Origin of the sequence: Candidatus Spyradosoma sp. SGI.093 (assembly GCF_050314555.1) — a bacterium.
Taxonomy (GTDB): Bacteria; Verrucomicrobiota; Verrucomicrobiia; order Opitutales; family UBA953; genus Spyradosoma.
The window spans coordinates 1-14,416 of the sequence record NZ_JBNPNH010000002.1; the positions used below are offsets into that span (position 1 = coordinate 1).

Annotated in this window: 16 protein-coding genes; 12 read left to right on the forward strand and 4 right to left on the reverse strand. The window is 63.5% G+C overall.

Annotation, left to right across the window (positions count from 1 at the left end; translation table 11 throughout):
* Positions 1–98 precede the first annotated feature (98 nt).
* The 9 genes from ACQREB_RS02080 (at position 99) to ACQREB_RS02120 (ending at position 6,423) form a co-directional block, all read left to right on the forward strand.
* Complete coding sequence (locus ACQREB_RS02080) at positions 99–719, forward strand: type II secretion system protein (protein WP_427764720.1); 621 nt, start codon at positions 99–101, stop codon at positions 717–719.
* A gap of 74 nt (positions 720–793) precedes the next feature.
* A complete protein-coding gene (locus tag ACQREB_RS02085) occupies positions 794–1,537 on the forward strand; it encodes a type II secretion system protein (protein WP_427764722.1) in 744 nt (247 codons plus the stop codon).
* A 55-nt stretch (positions 1,538–1,592) separates the two neighbouring features.
* Complete coding sequence (locus tag ACQREB_RS02090; protein WP_427764724.1) at positions 1,593–2,336, forward strand: type IV pilus modification PilV family protein; 744 nt, start codon at positions 1,593–1,595, stop codon at positions 2,334–2,336.
* A gap of 21 nt (positions 2,337–2,357) precedes the next feature.
* A complete protein-coding gene (locus ACQREB_RS02095; RefSeq protein WP_427764727.1) occupies positions 2,358–3,389 on the forward strand; it encodes a PilW family protein in 1,032 nt (343 codons plus the stop codon).
* 31 nt (positions 3,390–3,420) lie between these two features.
* The gene (gene ruvX, locus ACQREB_RS02100) at positions 3,421–3,903 is read left to right on the forward strand and encodes a Holliday junction resolvase RuvX (RefSeq protein WP_427764730.1); all 483 of its coding nucleotides are present in this window, start codon (positions 3,421–3,423) and stop codon (positions 3,901–3,903) included.
* A 4-nt stretch (positions 3,904–3,907) separates the two neighbouring features.
* Positions 3,908–4,753, forward strand: coding sequence for a tRNA pseudouridine(38-40) synthase TruA (gene truA / locus ACQREB_RS02105; protein WP_427764732.1), 846 nt, complete (start codon positions 3,908–3,910; stop codon positions 4,751–4,753).
* A gap of 123 nt (positions 4,754–4,876) precedes the next feature.
* A complete protein-coding gene (locus tag ACQREB_RS02110) occupies positions 4,877–5,341 on the forward strand; it encodes a RidA family protein (protein WP_427764735.1) in 465 nt (154 codons plus the stop codon).
* A gap of 19 nt (positions 5,342–5,360) precedes the next feature.
* The gene (locus ACQREB_RS02115; protein WP_427764737.1) at positions 5,361–5,846 is read left to right on the forward strand and encodes a deoxycytidylate deaminase; all 486 of its coding nucleotides are present in this window, start codon (positions 5,361–5,363) and stop codon (positions 5,844–5,846) included.
* Positions 5,847–5,856: 10 nt separating this feature from the next.
* Positions 5,857–6,423, forward strand: coding sequence for a YqgE/AlgH family protein (locus tag ACQREB_RS02120; RefSeq protein ID WP_427764739.1), 567 nt, complete (start codon positions 5,857–5,859; stop codon positions 6,421–6,423).
* Positions 6,424–6,518: 95 nt separating this feature from the next.
* On the opposite strand, the gene ACQREB_RS02125 is transcribed toward ACQREB_RS02120, so the two are convergent.
* Positions 6,519–6,698, reverse strand: coding sequence for a hypothetical protein (locus tag ACQREB_RS02125; protein WP_427764742.1), 180 nt, complete (start codon positions 6,696–6,698; stop codon positions 6,519–6,521).
* A gap of 271 nt (positions 6,699–6,969) precedes the next feature.
* Between ACQREB_RS02125 and plsY the strand changes: the two genes are divergently transcribed.
* The 3 genes from plsY (at position 6,970) to ACQREB_RS02140 (ending at position 10,635) form a co-directional block, all read left to right on the forward strand.
* Positions 6,970–7,641 carry a glycerol-3-phosphate 1-O-acyltransferase PlsY gene (plsY, locus tag ACQREB_RS02130; RefSeq protein WP_427764744.1) on the forward strand — a complete coding sequence of 224 codons (672 nt, stop codon included), beginning with the start codon at positions 6,970–6,972 and terminating at the stop codon, positions 7,639–7,641.
* A gap of 56 nt (positions 7,642–7,697) precedes the next feature.
* The gene (locus ACQREB_RS02135; protein ID WP_427764746.1) at positions 7,698–9,044 is read left to right on the forward strand and encodes a homoserine dehydrogenase; all 1,347 of its coding nucleotides are present in this window, start codon (positions 7,698–7,700) and stop codon (positions 9,042–9,044) included.
* 136 nt (positions 9,045–9,180) lie between these two features.
* Positions 9,181–10,635 (forward strand): aminopeptidase, encoded by a 1,455-nt coding sequence (locus ACQREB_RS02140; protein ID WP_427764749.1) that lies wholly within the window; start codon positions 9,181–9,183, stop codon positions 10,633–10,635.
* Between the two features lie 105 nt (positions 10,636–10,740).
* Here the strand turns inward: ACQREB_RS02140 and ACQREB_RS02145 are convergent, their stop codons facing one another.
* From ACQREB_RS02145 to fucP, 3 genes are read right to left on the reverse strand one after another with little or no spacing between them, the layout of a single operon-like run.
* Complete coding sequence (locus tag ACQREB_RS02145) at positions 10,741–12,522, reverse strand: L-fucose isomerase (RefSeq protein ID WP_427764751.1); 1,782 nt, start codon at positions 12,520–12,522, stop codon at positions 10,741–10,743.
* 41 nt (positions 12,523–12,563) lie between these two features.
* Positions 12,564–12,947, reverse strand: coding sequence for a TIGR04076 family protein (locus ACQREB_RS02150; protein ID WP_427764753.1), 384 nt, complete (start codon positions 12,945–12,947; stop codon positions 12,564–12,566).
* Positions 12,948–12,989: 42 nt separating this feature from the next.
* Positions 12,990–14,351, reverse strand: coding sequence for an L-fucose:H+ symporter permease (gene fucP / locus ACQREB_RS02155; RefSeq protein ID WP_427764755.1), 1,362 nt, complete (start codon positions 14,349–14,351; stop codon positions 12,990–12,992).
* Between the last annotated feature and the right edge of the window lie 65 nt (positions 14,352–14,416).

The window sequence follows — 14,416 nt, forward strand, 5'->3', positions numbered from 1 at the left end:
GCGGTCTTCGCCCGCGACGAAAGCGCGTTGACAGTCGCGGCGTTTTCGGCGAAAATTTCGGCAATAACGTTCTTACCCTCCTTACCAATCCATTCATCATGAAAAAATCATCCAAACGCGGTTTTACCCTCATCGAAATCCTCGTCGTCATCGCGATCATCGGCCTGCTCGCCGCCCTGCTCGTCCCCGTCATCGGCGTGGCGATGAAGAAGGTGCAGATCACGACCATGCGCGGCAAGTACTCCGGCTGGATCACGGCGATCGAGCAGTACAAGTCCGTCTATAATTACTACCCGATTCTGAACAAGGGCGCGACCGTCGGCGACGACGAGCACTACAATCTCGGCCAGGGCGACACCGGGCTGAACTTCGTCAAGGCGCTCTCGGGCCGCGATCCCGAAACGGGCGACAAGCTTTCCAAGGAAGACCAGAAGAGCTTCAACAAGCGCGGCCGCTCCTTCTGCGATTTCTCGCCCGAGGACTTCACGCAGGAAGACGGCACCGTCGATTACGGCACGCTCTGCGACGTCTTCGGCAACACGAACATTCACGTCGTCATGGACACGGACGACAACAAGCACGTCGTCATTCCCGGCGAATACATGCCCGACGACGCGACCGAGGCCGAAACCGACGCGAACGGTCTCATGAAGAACGTCATCATCTTCACGTCCGTGAACGACGGCGAAGACTACGAAAACGTCTACAGCTGGCGCTGATTCCGTTCCCGCGCGTTCCCGCCGCGGGAACGCGCGCGTTTTCCCCTTCCCCGCAAATCCGTTCCGCCGCCCTCATGTTGTTCCGCAAGAAAAATTCCCCGCGCGCGCGTTTCCGCCGCGCCTTCACGCTGATCGAGATTCTGACCGTCGTCGCCATCATCGGGCTGATTTCGGTCGTCATCATCGGGCTGCAGCCCAACAACCCGCACGGCATCGACGACGCCGTCCGGCTCGCGGCGCAGCAGTTCAAGGTCGCCCGCGCGCAGGCGGTGCTGGGGCACAATCCGGACCGTGAGCCCGAAACCAACAAGCGCTACAACATCCGCTCGGCGGTGCTCGTGCTCAACGACGAAAACGACGACGAGCGCCACCTGCGCCACATGGTCGCGATCGTCGGCGGCACGGACGACGAGAGCAAGACCGACCTGCGCGACTACTACTGGTACTCCGTCGGCGGGAACGCCGGCGTCACGCTGCCGAAAGGCGTCTTCTTCGTGCCGCCCACGGAATCGGGCATCGAGCACAGCTCGCTCGCGCCGATCGAAGGCGACTACGAAGTCTCGCTCGATCCCTCGCTCGAGCTCGGCGGCAAGCAGTTCGGCTCCGGCAAGCAGAAATGGTACGCGTATTTCTTCGACTCCAACGGGCAGACCTACATGACCAAGGCGACCTTCATGGTCGCGGAGGGCGTCTGGATGCCCGGCAACGGCATCCGCTTCGATTCGGACGCCGCCGTCGTCGGCTTCGCCGTCACGCGCAACGGCTCGCTCGTCTTCACGCGCGACGCGGACGAAACCGAAGCCGCCAACGAGCTTTGAGGCGTTCCCGCGCCCGCGCCTTCCTCCGAAAAAATCCCTTTCAGAAAAAATCATCATGACCGCGTTTCCGCAGAAAATCTCCTTGCTCCGCCGCGCCGCCGACCGCGCGCGTTCCCGTCGCCGCCGAGGCTTCAGCCTCGTGGAAGTCCTCCTCGCCGTCGCCGTGCTCGGCATGGCGATTCTGACCATCGTCGGGCTGCTCAACGCCGCGTTCGAGTCCGTGAGCTCGAACCTGCGCACGAGCCAGGCGCTGACGGTCTATACGCGCCTGGACGGCGCGCTCGCCGACGTGCGGGAATTCATTTCCCCCGAGGGGCAGGCGCTCGTCTCCGAAAACGACCTGAAGACGAAGCCCTCGTTCGATTACGTGTACGAATGGCTGAACGGCAAGAACGGCACGTCGTGGGACGACGCGCTGTTCGTCGTCTGCTTCAGCCGCCGCGTGAACCCGGATTCCGACGAGACGCCGCAGCTCGTCATGCAGGCGATCAAGGCGGATTCGTCGCAGTCGCTCCCGACGAAGGACGACCTCGACTCGATGGATTTCGAAGGCAACGTCTATCTGGCGCGAGTCTTCGTTTCGCCGGAACTCGAGGGCGCGCGCGTCGAGATGAATTCCCGCGGCGAAGTGCTCTCGCGCACGCACACGCAGGGCGGCACCCTCCCGAGCTCGCCGGACGCGTACGCGCTCGCCTACCTGCCCGTGACCGTCGAGATCTATCCCTTCGCGGTCGGCAGCTCGCGCCAGTCGGAATCGCAGACGCCGATTCTCTCGCAGATGCTCGTCATTTCCCGCTGAACCCCGGACACCGTTCCCGCCATGAAGAAGATTTCCCGAAACCGCCGAGGCTTCACCCTCGTGGAACTGATGGTCGCGACGACTATCATGATCATCCTGATCATGTTCGTGACGAACATCGCCGTGAGCATGCTGCGCGCCTACGACAACACCGTCACCGCGCTCTCGACGAATTCGGACGCGCGCGCCGTGCTCGATCCGCTGGAGAGCGACCTCAATTCCGCCGTCGCCTTCGACGACGCGCACTGCTGGTTCGAAGTCCGCTACGACCAGGAGAAGGATCTCGGCAATCTCGACGAACAGAACGCGCCGCAGATCATGCTCTTCGCGCGCACGCCCGACCGCACGCGGCGTTCCCGCAGCGGCTCCGGGAGCACGGAGCTGCCCGGCGAACTCTGCGCCGTCCGCTACGCGCTCGTGCAGAAGTCGCCCTTCGATTCCGCCGCCGCCGACTCCCCGGAAAATCTTTCCTACACGGTCTATCGCGCCGTGCTCAACGCCAAGGACACGCTGAACGCCGCCCTGCCCTACGTGCTCGGCTCCGCGGAAAAATCCGGCGACCGCAACGCGCCCTCCGCCTTTTGGGAATCTTCCGAACAGATCACCGACCCGAGCGACGAAGCCAAATACACGCCCAAGGAATGGGGCACGCGCCTGCAGAACTTCCTGCAGGACGGCGTCGTGGACGTCTCGCTCGTCTTCTGGTACGACGACTTCGAGGACGGCAAGCGCAAGATCGCCGTCGTGAACAATCCCAAACTCGTCTCGCGGCTGAACGACGTGTATCCGAACCGCGACGTCACGACCTTCTCGAAATCGATCTGCGCGGGCGCGGGAAAGATCGTCTTCGACGACAATTTCAACGGCGCGAAGTCCGCCGCGCTGCGCTCCGTGGAAGTCTCCGTCACCGTGCTCGGCGAAGAAGGCAAGTCCAAGCTTCTCGGCAGGCAGCTGCAGAGCAATTCCGGCAAGCTCGAAGGCGAGAAGTTCCTCGAAGTGCTCCGCGAGAACGGCACGACATTCCAGCGCACGCTCTCGCTCTTCTCGAAGTGAGGCGTTCCCGCGCACGAAGACGCGCACCGCGATGAGCCGCAATTTTCTCGCAATCGACTACGGTTCCCGCCGCATCGGGCTCGCGCACGGCGACGACGAGCTCGGCATCGCCATGCCCGTTCCCGCCGCGACCGAAGCCGACGAGGCGGAGCGCCTCGAACACGTCGCGCGCGAAATCCGTATCCGGAAAATCACGACGCTCGTCGTCGGCTATCCCGTGAACATGGACGGCACCTGCGGCTACAAGACGCGCGAGGTGGACGCCTTCATCGCCGAGCTCGAAAAACGCTTCGCCCTGCCCGTCGTCCGCGTGGACGAAACGCTCTCCAGCTACGAGGCGGAATCCCGCATGAGCGCGAAGCGCAAAGGCGGGAACGACGCGCGCGCGCGCAAGGCGCACCGCCGCACCGGCGAAATCGATTCCCGCGCCGCCGCCGTGATTCTGCAGGACTACTTCAATGCTTCCGGCGTCGGCGGGAACGCGTTCCCGTCGGAGCCGGATCTTCTTCTTTGACGCGATGAGCGACGGAAAGCACGCAGTCCAGCGCCCGCGGCGCGTCACCGGCTCGGCGCGTCCCGCCGTTCCCGTGAAGCGCGAAATCTTCAACGCGATTCCGCCCGGCATGACGCGCTACCGCTGTCTCGTCGCCTACGACGGCACGGATTTCCACGGTTGGCAGAGCCAGGCGTGCGGGCTCGCGGTGCAGGATTTTCTCGAAAAGCGCATCGCGCAGATCGTCCGCGAACCCGTGCGCGTGCACGGCAGCGGCCGCACGGACTCCGGCGTCCACGCCAAGGCGCAGTGCTTTCATTTCGACACGCATTGGAACTATCCGGCGGAGACGCTCCTGCGCGCCCTGCACTGCGGACTGCCCGCGGGCATCCACGTCTATCGCGCGACGAAGGCGAAGGACGGCTTCCACGCCCGCTTTTCCGCCAAAGGGAAACGCTACCGCTACCGCATTTTTCAGGGCTTCGCCTCGCCCTTCGACGCGCGCTACTGTTGGGGGCTCGGCGACAAGACGCTCGACGTTCCCGCGATGGAACGCGCCGCGAAACTCCTGCTCGGCGTGCACGATTTTTCCGCGTTCGGCGCGACGCACGCCTCCGCCGAACGCGAAAACCCGGTGAAGGACCTGCGGCGGCTCGACGTGACCGCGCGCGGGAAAAACGTCTTCGTCACGACCGAAGCGAGCGGCTACCTCTACAAGATGGTGCGCCGCCTCGTCGGCGGGCTCGTCCGCGTCGGCCTCGGCAAATGGACGCCGGAGGAGCTGCTCGCCTACCGCGACGCGAAGATCTGCGACGCGCGCATCACGACCGCCCCCGCCCGCGGCCTCTTCATGGAAAAAGTCTTTTATTAGATCTGAGCGGCCGCACCGAGAAAACGGAGGGCCTCGAGACGTTCCCGCGGGAACGCGACGCGGAAATTTTCGCGTTTTCGCCGTTGCGCGACGCGCGCGGCGGGGGCAAAATCTTCCGCTCTTATGACCATCGAAGAAAAAATTTCCGAACTCGGTCTCACCCTCCCGCAGCCTCCGGCGCCCGCCGGAGCCTACGTTCCCGCGGTGCGGACCGGCAACCTGCTTTTCCTTTCGGGAACGCTCCCCATGGCGGAAGGCAAGCTCACGCACACGGGCATGATCGGCTCCGCGCCGGAAAAGGACGTCGCCTACGGCTACGCGGCGGCGCGCCAGTGCGCGCTGGCGGCGCTCGCCAACGCGAAGGCGCATCTCGGCTCGCTCGACAAGGTGAAGCGCGTCGTCAACGTCAACGGCTTCGTCTACGCGCCGGAAGGCTTCGCGGACGCGCCGAAGGTCATCAACGGAGCCTCGGAGCTCTTCCTCGCCCTCTTCGGCGAGAACGGCAAGCACGCCCGCGCGGCGGTCGCCCTCGGCGGCGTGCCGCTCCACGCGACGGCGGAAGTGCAGGTCGTCCTCGAAGTCGAGTGAGGTTTCTCGCGGCGTCGCCATGGAAGGTTTCGTCGAAGAACTGGAACGGCTCGTCGCGGGCGTCGGGCGTCCCTCGTGGGACGCCTACTTCGCGGCGATGGCGGTGCTGATCGCGTCGCGCTCGGCGTGCGAACGTCTGCACGTCGGCTGCGTGCTCGTCTCCGCGGGAACGCATCCGAACCGCGTCATCGCCGCCGGCTACAACGGCTTTCTGCCCGGCGCGCCGCATTGTTCCTGCGTCCGCGACGGACACGAACAGGCGACCGTGCACGCCGAGCAGAACGCGATCGCGGACGCCGCCAAGCGCGGCGTTTCCGTGATGGGCGCGACCGTTTACGTCACGCATTTCCCGTGCGTGAACTGCGCGAAGATTCTGGCTTCGGCGGGCGTCGGCGTCGTGAAGTACATTCACGATTACCGCAACGACCCGCTGGTCCCGCAGCTGCTCGCCGACGCGAAGATCCGCGTCGAAAAGCTGAACCTCGCCGTCGCAGGCGAGGCGTGATTTTCCCGCGATGGCGAATCCGGAAGAGGCGACGATTCACGACAAGGTGCGCGGCAATTTTCTGTTGGCGCGCCTCGGCGTGAAGGGAATTTTCGAGCGCTCCGTCGTCTGGATTTCGCGTTTTTCCCACGACGAAGGCGCGCAGGGACTGATCCTCAACGCGCCCATGCGGCGGATGCTGGGCGAATGCTCGCCGTCGTTCACGGGAACGCCGCTCGCGCGGATTCCGATGCACGTCGGCGGTCCCGTCGGGGCGGCGGGGCTGACGCTGCTCGCCTGTATCCGCAATCCCATTACGGGCGGACGCGTCGTGCAGCTGGGACTTTCTCCCGACCGCGTGCGCGAGCTCGCCGGCGATCCCGCGGCGCGCCTCTTCGCGTTCGCGGGAACGTCCGGCTGGGCGCCGCGTCAGCTCGAAGACGAGCTCGCTTCGGGAACGTGGCTGCCCGTCCGCGCGGACTTCGACGCGTGGTGCGAATCCGCCGAGCCCGATCTGTGGCGCCGCCTCGCGGAAAAGAGCCACCGCCTCGAAGCGCGCCTCATGACCCGCGCTCCCCGAGATCTCTCCGACAATTGAGCCGCCAACTTCGTCCGTTTCCGCGCCGAAACGTATCCTTGAGCTCCTCCATCTCCGGAAGCGAATACTTCGTTCGGTCGTTTTCGGACGCGGATTTATGACGTTGACGGGAACGTTTTTGAAGTCCCTAATTTTTTTGAAAGCTGTTTGAAGCTCACTCCAAGGTTGCGGAAATCGGTGCCGCGATTGGAAATGAACTCAAGCAGCTTTTCTTCGTTTTTGTAGGCGAGAAGCCCGTCGGAAATCCGGAAAGACGGCTCCTCGTTCTCGTCCACGATTTCCTGCGGCTTTCCAGATAGGCGTTGACGTTCTCCGCCTCCTGTGCGACCTTTTCTTTGCCGTCGGTAGTGTGGATGCTGACTGGTTCGTCCAGCCCTCCAATTTCCCTTCGCTGGGAACGTGCCGACGGCTTTTTTATTTCCTGAAGCTCCAGGTGATGACGCGGAAGACTGAACACCTTCGCCGTGCGGATTTTCGGCGCGGGCGCACTTTCAATTTGCGGGAAGGCGGGCGCTTCGGCTATGATGCGCGTTTTAATTTTTCGACATGGAAATCCTCCCTACAGTCCTCATCGCCTCCGCCGCCGCGCTCGTCGGTTACGTTCTCGGCTCGATCCCGTTCGCGGTGATCGTCGCGAAGCGCCACGGCGTGGACATTCTGCACGCCGGCAGCGGCAATCCCGGCGCGACCAACGTCAAGCGCACCTGCGGCAAGGCGGCGGGCAATCTCGTGTTCTTCCTCGACATGTTCAAGGGCTTTCTCGCGGCGTTCCTGCCGTGGATCGCGCTCAGCCCGATTTCGGTCGTTCCGGAGCAGCAGGACGCCTGGCCGCACGTGATCGCGATCGCGCAGCTCTGCGGCTTCGCGGGAGCGCTGCTCGGGCACTGCTTCTCGATGTTCCTGAAGTTCAAGGGCGGCAAGGGCGTCTCGACGACGATCGGCGGGCTGCTCGGCGCGATGCCGATCGCGGTGCTCGTCGGGCTCGTCGTCTGGCTCGCGGTGTATTTCCCGACGCGCATCGTCGCGATCGCGTCGATGGTGTTCGGGCTCTCGCTGCCGCTCACGTCGATGATTCTCGCCAAGGCGTTCCCGCAGCTCGGCTACACGACGATTCACGTCGGCTTCTGCCTCGTCGTGGCGATCTTCATCATCATCATGCACCGTTCGAACATCGCCCGCCTGATGCGCGGCGAAGAAAACTCGTTCAAGAAGAAATGACCGCGCGTTCCCGCAGGCGCGCACGCAGTTAAAATTCAATTACAAAAATTTTTAAGATGGAAAAAACGAAAATCGGCATCGGATTCATCGGCTTCGGCACGGTCGGACAAGGCGTCTGGAAACACCTGCAGGCGCAGCGCGAAGAACTGGAAAAACGCCTCGGCGTGGAAATCGCGTTCCCGCGCGTCGCCGTGCGCGACCTCAAGCGCGAACGCAGCGTGAGCGTTCCCGAAAACGTGCTCACGACGGACCCAATGGCGGTCGTGAACGACCCCGCGGTGAACATCGTCTGCGAGCTCATGGGCGGCACGACGAAGGCGAAGGACTACACGCTCGCCGCGCTGAAGCACGGCAAGGTCGTCGTCTCCGCGAACAAGGCGCTCATCTACGAATTCGGGCGCGAAATCTTCGACGCCGTCAAGCAGTTCGGCGGGCACTACTACTTCGAGGCCTCCGTCGCGGGCGGGATTCCGATCATCAAGACGCTGCGCGAAGGCCTCGTCGCCAACCGCTTCGAATCCATCGCCGGCATCATCAACGGCACCTGCAACTACATTCTTTCCCGCATGGAGGCGGAGGGAAAATCCTACGAGGAGATTCTCCGCGACGCGAAAAAACTCGGCTACGTCGAGGCGGACGACCGGCTCGACCTCGACGGCTGGGACGCGTTCCACAAGGCGGTCATTCTCGCCTTCCTCGCCCACGGGAAATGGGTTTCGGAGCACGACGCGCTCGTCGAAGGCATCCGCGACGTGACGCTCGAGGACATGCACCGCGCACGCGACTTCGGCTACCGCATCAAGCTGCTCGGCATGATCCGCCGCAACTTCAAGACTGGCGCGCTCTCGCTCGGCGTCTATCCCGCGCTCATTCCGCTGGACAAGACGCTCGCGCGCGTGGACGGCGTGTACAACGCGATCAAGCTCGCCGGCGACGTCGCGGGAACGACGATTCTCATCGGCCGCGGCGCGGGCCAGGACGCGACGTCCTCCGCCGTCATCTCCGACATCGTGGACGCGATGATCGGCATCCGCGACGACGCGCACAAATTCCTCACGCCGAGCGATATCGACGCGTGCTACCGCCTCGGCGAAAGCGCGCGCATGGCGACGATGGACGAAATCCGCTCGAAATTTTATCTGCGCATTTCGATTCTGGACGAGCCGGGAACGCTCGTCGGGCTCTACCAGGCGCTGGCGAAGCACAACGTCTCCGTCTCGCGCGTCATCACCTACGAAAACCCGGAAGACAAGAACTCCCCGGTGAAGAGCGGCACGATCACGCTCGCGACGTATCCGACCTCCGAAGCCGTGATGGAACGCGTCGTGAACGACCTGAAGGCGCTCCCGCAGATCCTCACGAAGCCGCTTCTGCTCCGCATCTACGAGCCGACGCGCGAGTGATTCTCCCGCCGTTCCTCCTCTTCAAAAAAAAGCGTTCCCGCGGCGGGAACGCTTTTTTTTCGCGCGGAAGAGTCCATCTTCTTAAAAAATTTCGCCGTTGCGCGCGGGAACGCGCGGGCGCAAAATGGCGGCACTTATGGCAACGAAAAAATCCGAAAACAAAAAAGCCCCCGCGCCCGTCAAGGGCGTGTTCAAGCGGGAAGACGCCGTCAACAAGCTCTCTCCCGAGGAACGCAAGGTGCTCGACGCCTACGTCTCCGTGTACATGAATTACCTCTCCGTAGCGAAGACCGAGCGCCGCGCCTACGCGGAGGCCGTCCGCCTGCTCGAAGCGCGCGGGTTTAGGCCGCTCGCGTCCCTCAAGTCGCTGAAGCCCGGCGACAAGGTCTATCGCGGCTACCACGGCAAGACGCTCTTCGCCGCCGTCGTCGGCAAGGAGCCCGTTTCCGGCGGCGTGCGCGTCGTCGGCGGGCACACAGACGCGCCGCGCATCGACCTCAAGCCCGTGCCGCTCAGCGAAAAGAACGGCATCGCCTACTTCGACACGCACTACTACGGCGGCATCAAGAAATTTCAGTGGGTCGCGCATCCGCTCGCGCTTTACGGCACCGCCGTGCGCAAGGACGGCTCGAAGGTCGAAATCGCGATCGGCGACAAGCCCGGCGATCCCGTCTTCATGATTTCGGACATTCTCCCGCACCTCGGACAGGAGCAGGCGGCAAAGGTGCTCGCGGACGCGTTCCCGGGCGAAAATCTCGACCTGGTCATCGCCACGACGCCCTGCCCCGCGGACGCGGACGACGGCGAGGTCAAGGAAAAGGTCAAGCTTCACGTGATGCGCATTCTGGAAAAGGAATACGGGCTCACGGAACAGGATCTCATCAGCGCCGAGCTCGAGATCGTTCCCGCGGGACTGCCGCGCGAAATGGGGCTCGACCGCTCGCTCATCACCGGCTACGGGCACGACGACCGCATCTGCGCGTTCGCGGGTCTGCAGGCGATGATGGACGTCAAGGGCGTTCCCGCGAAGACCGCCGTCGTGCTGCTCTGCGACAAGGAGGAAATCGGCTCCGTCGGCGCGACCGGCATGGATTCGACCTTCTTCGAAAACTCGATCGCCGAGCTCGTCTTCCGCCAGGAAAAGAATTATTCCGACATTCTCGTGCGCCGCGCGCTCGAAGCCTCGTCGATGCTCTCGGCGGACGTCTGCGCGGCGGACGACCCGCTGTTCCCGGGCAGCTCCTCGCCGGGCAACATGGCGAAGCTCAACGCGGGCGCGTGCGTGATCAAATACACGGGCTCGCGCGGCAAGGTCATGGCGAACGACGCGAGCGCGGAATTCGTCGCGCGGCTGCGCGAGATCTTCGACGCGGCGGGCGTCGTCTGGCAGGTCGGCGAACTCGGCCGCGTGGACGTCGGCGGCGGCGGAACGATCGCGATGTACATGTCGCACTACGGCATGAACGTGATCGACATGGGCACGCCGCTGCTGAACATGCACGCGCCGTGGGAAGTCGCCTCCAAGCTCGACACCTACATGACCTACAAGGCCTACAAGGCGTTCTTCGAAGCGGCCGCGGAGCTCGCGTGAGCCGCGCCGCGCACGACGCGAGGAAACGGAGCTTCCGCCCGCTTCCTTTCGCGAAAAAAAGAGCCCGGGAACGTTCCCGGGCTCTTTCTGCGTCATGCGGCGATCTCAATACTTGCCGTAGATCGGGCCGAAGTTCGCGCAGGCGCGGAAGTCGGCGCCTTCGGGATCGGCGGTGCCGAACAGACCCCACGCCGCCGGACGATAGACCTTGTCGTCGGGAACGTTGTGCGCGTAAACCGGGATGCGGAGCATCGAGGCGAGCGTGATCAGGTCCGCGCCGACGTGGCCGTAGGTCCACGCGCCGTGGTTCGCGCCCATGTTCGCCATGACGGAATAGACATCCGTGAACGCGCCCTTGCCCGTGAGGATCGGCGCGAACCAGGTCGTCGGCCAGCCCGGGTCGGTGCGTTCGTCGAGAATCTTGTTCACGTTCTCGGGGAGCGTGCAGGTGTAGCCTTCGGCGATGACGAGGACCGGCCCCTGTCCCTTGACGAGGTTCATGCGGATCATCGTCACGGGAACGTCGCCCTTCGAGACGAAGTGCAGCGAGTAGCCCCCGCCGCGGAAGTATTCGCGGTTCGCCGGGCACCATTCGGACGCCGCCATCATCGCGTCGATGTCCTGGAACGTCGTTTCGCCGGTCTTCTTCATGACGGGCTTGCCGTTCACGTCGAGCGCCTGCATGTTGCCGTCGAGCGCGGTCGAGCCGGAGTTGATGAGGTGCATGATGCCGTTCTTGGCGTGGCCTTCCATCGTGTAGCCGGCGACGCGCTTCACGGCGTCGGGCGACCAGTACGTGCGGATGTCGGAGAAGCACGCCGCCTGGCCCGTGAGCTGGTGCAGCAGGAGCTGGCAGACGCCGTTCATCGCGTCGTTTTCCGTCGCGAACGGAATCGCCTCGCGCGGGCCGTTCCAGTCGAAGGTGCTGTTGAGGAGCGATTCCGCCATGTCGCCGTTCGGATAGTAGTCCGTCCAGTGGCGCTGGCCCTGGAAACCGCCGCAGATGGCGTTGAAGCCGAGGCCTTCTTCCTCGCAGTCGATCGTCTTGAGGTGCGGATTGCCGTGCATCATGTCGCGGAAGATGATCGTCATCAGCAGCGATTCGCGCAGCGTGCGTTCCTTTTCTTCCGGCGGGAGCACGAGGTCGGGACGGTTGCGGTCCGGGCCGATCTTCACGTATTGCTTCGCCCATTCGAGCGCGAGCTCAAATTCCTTCTTGTCGTAGATGCCGAGATCCATGCGGCGGCGGACTTCCGTCATGTCCACCGGCTGGACGCGCATGCCGAGGTAGCTTTCCCAGAACGAATGGTCGAGAATCGAGCCGGCGATGCCCATCGCGCAGCCGCCGATGGAGAGGTAGCCCTTGCCCTTCAGCGTCGCGACCGCGATGCCCGCGCGCGCGAAGCGGAGGATTTTTTCCTCGACGTCCGCGGGAATGCTCGTGTCGTCTTTGTCCTGCACGTCGTGCCCGTAGATCGAGAACGCGGGAACGCCCTTCTGCGCGTAGCCGGCGAGCGCGGCGGCGAGATAGACGGCGCCCGGGCGCTCCGTGCCGTTGAAGCCCCAAATCGCCTTCGGCGTGGACGCGTCCGTCTCGAACGTTTCCGTGATGTAGCACCAGCACGGCGTGACGGTGAGCGAGCAGCCGACGTTGTTCTCGAGGAACTTCTGGTTCGCCGCGGCGGCTTCCGCGGGACCGCCGATGCACGTGTCGGCGATGACGCACTGCACGGGCTGACCGTTCGCGTGCTTCACCTTCGATTCGATGAGCGCGGCGGCGGCTTTCGCCATGTTCATGGTCTGTTCTTCCAGCGACTCGCGGACGCCGAGACGGCGGCCGTCGATCGTGGGACGGATTCCGATTTTAGGTAACGTATCGTATTTCATAATTCAATTGGTTTGGTGAAAATTTTTTGAAGGATTAAAATTTAACGCTTGGAGCTTAAAGGGCAGGCTCCGCCGCCTTCATGGCGAACAGGCGTGTAGTCGATGACGGATTCTTCCTCCGTCGCTTCGAGCTTGAACACGACGGGACGCAGACCGTCGTTGCAGCAGCAGATCGCCGTTCCGGGTTTTCGAATCCAGTCTCCGTAATAAAAAACTCCGTTCCCGGCGCCGTGAGCCAGCGCGAAGACATATTGGTAAATCGCCTTCCACGCTTCGTCGCAGAACCCCTGAGGCTTGGCGTAGTCGGCGAAAAAGACCTGCCCTTCCCGCATCATCGGACAAGGTCCCAAGCCGTCCGCTCCGTACTCCCGCGCGAGTTCCTTGTCGAAAGTCGTTTTCAGAACAGTGATTTTTACCTTTTTCATGTTTTTGTTCTTTCTTGTTGTCTGCCGCTCGTCACCCGCCGTTCATCCGCGCGGAGCGTCTTCCCGCTTGCGGAAAATCAGACTGTACGCGAGCACGACCGCGAAGCAGATCGCGGGAACGATGAACGAAGCGCGCAGCGCCGCCGAGGACGTCTTCAAATCCGTGTCCCAGGTGCCGTCGAACGCGGACGTCAGCACGATCCAGCACGAATCCGCGTTGCCGATGATGTCGAGCATCCACGGCGTGAGCAGCGCGCCGCCGACGATCGCCATGATCAGTCCCGCCGCGCCGAGCTTGTGCGCCTTCGGGTCGATCCCGCCGAGCGCGATCCCGTAGATTGTCGGGAACATCAGCGACATGCAGCCGCTCATCGCGATCAGGCAGAGCACGTTCGCCGAGAACGGCAGCCCGCCGACCGTAAAGAGCACTTCCGTCGGGAAATACATCACGCCCGCCGTGCACGCGATCGCACACGCCGCGAAGAACGCCATCAGCCACGCCGGCTCGACATATTTCATCACGAACGTCGCGATCCAGCGGCAGATGATGAACGCGATGAGCGCGAGCAGATAATACGTCGCGCCCTGCTCGGGCGTCACGCCGAGCTCCTTTTGGCAATAGACGTTGACGCAGGTCCACGCGGCGATCTGAACGCCGACGTAGAACACCTGCGCCACGACGCCGAGATACCAGCGCGGAGAACGCGCGAGAATCGAAAGAATTTCGCCGTAGTTCGTCGGCTCGGAAGAGACTTCGTCCGCCGAGGAGCGCTTCGTGAAGAAAAAGAAGAACCAGATGAACGCCGCGATCGCGCACAGCCCGACGTAGGGCACGCACACCCAGAAAAGTTCGTGGTGCACGATCTCGCCCAGCGCGTCCGGCGCCATCGCCGCGCGCTCGTCCGCCGTCGCGGGATTCAGATTCGCGAGAATCAGCTGCTGCGCGAGCAGAATGCCCGCCAGCGAACCGACCGGATTGAACATCTGCGCGAAGTTCAGGCGGCGCACCGCCGTCTCCTTGTCGCCCAGCGCGAGCACATACGGATTGCACGTCGTTTCAAGCACGGCGCAGCCGCCCGCGACGATGAAGATGCCCACGATGTAGAGCCAGAAACTCTGCGATACGCACGCGGGAACGTAAAGCAACGCCCCGATCACGTACACGCCCAGCCCCACCAGCACGCCCGCTCGGTAGCCCGCGCGCTGAACGAGAAACGACGCGAGCAGCGCGATCACCGAATACGCGCCGTAGAACGAAACCTGCACGTAGCCCGCCGTGGACTGGCTCGTCATGAAAATCTTCTGGAACGCGGGGACGAGATTGTCCGTCATGTTGTTGAGCAGTCCCCACAGCGCGAAGCAGGAGACGAGCATGATGAAGAGCCCGAGGAATTTTTTGGGCACGACCGGCGCAGAAGCCGGAGCAACGGAAGGGGAATCTTGGGTATTCATGTGAGCGTGATTTTCCC

Bases quoted from the DNA above. Each gene is read 5' to 3' on its own strand.
- ACQREB_RS02090 (WP_427764724.1), top strand. From the start codon at position 1,593: ATGACCGCGTTTCCGCAGAAAATCTCCTTGCTCCGCCGCGCCGCCGAC.
- ACQREB_RS02135 (WP_427764746.1), top strand. From the start codon at position 7,698: ATGGAAAAAACGAAAATCGGCATCGGATTCATCGGCTTCGGCACGGTC.
- ruvX (WP_427764730.1), top strand. From the start codon at position 3,421: ATGAGCCGCAATTTTCTCGCAATCGACTACGGTTCCCGCCGCATCGGG.
- ACQREB_RS02095 (WP_427764727.1), top strand. From the start codon at position 2,358: ATGAAGAAGATTTCCCGAAACCGCCGAGGCTTCACCCTCGTGGAACTG.
- ACQREB_RS02140 (WP_427764749.1), top strand. From the start codon at position 9,181: ATGGCAACGAAAAAATCCGAAAACAAAAAAGCCCCCGCGCCCGTCAAG.
- ACQREB_RS02110 (WP_427764735.1), top strand. From the start codon at position 4,877: ATGACCATCGAAGAAAAAATTTCCGAACTCGGTCTCACCCTCCCGCAG.
- plsY (WP_427764744.1), top strand. From the start codon at position 6,970: ATGGAAATCCTCCCTACAGTCCTCATCGCCTCCGCCGCCGCGCTCGTC.
- ACQREB_RS02080 (WP_427764720.1), top strand. From the start codon at position 99: ATGAAAAAATCATCCAAACGCGGTTTTACCCTCATCGAAATCCTCGTC.
- ACQREB_RS02115 (WP_427764737.1), top strand. From the start codon at position 5,361: ATGGAAGGTTTCGTCGAAGAACTGGAACGGCTCGTCGCGGGCGTCGGG.
- ACQREB_RS02150 (WP_427764753.1), bottom strand. From the start codon at position 12,947: ATGAAAAAGGTAAAAATCACTGTTCTGAAAACGACTTTCGACAAGGAA.
- truA (WP_427764732.1), top strand. From the start codon at position 3,908: ATGAGCGACGGAAAGCACGCAGTCCAGCGCCCGCGGCGCGTCACCGGC.
- ACQREB_RS02085 (WP_427764722.1), top strand. From the start codon at position 794: ATGTTGTTCCGCAAGAAAAATTCCCCGCGCGCGCGTTTCCGCCGCGCC.
- ACQREB_RS02120 (WP_427764739.1), top strand. From the start codon at position 5,857: ATGGCGAATCCGGAAGAGGCGACGATTCACGACAAGGTGCGCGGCAAT.
- ACQREB_RS02145 (WP_427764751.1), bottom strand. From the start codon at position 12,522: ATGAAATACGATACGTTACCTAAAATCGGAATCCGTCCCACGATCGAC.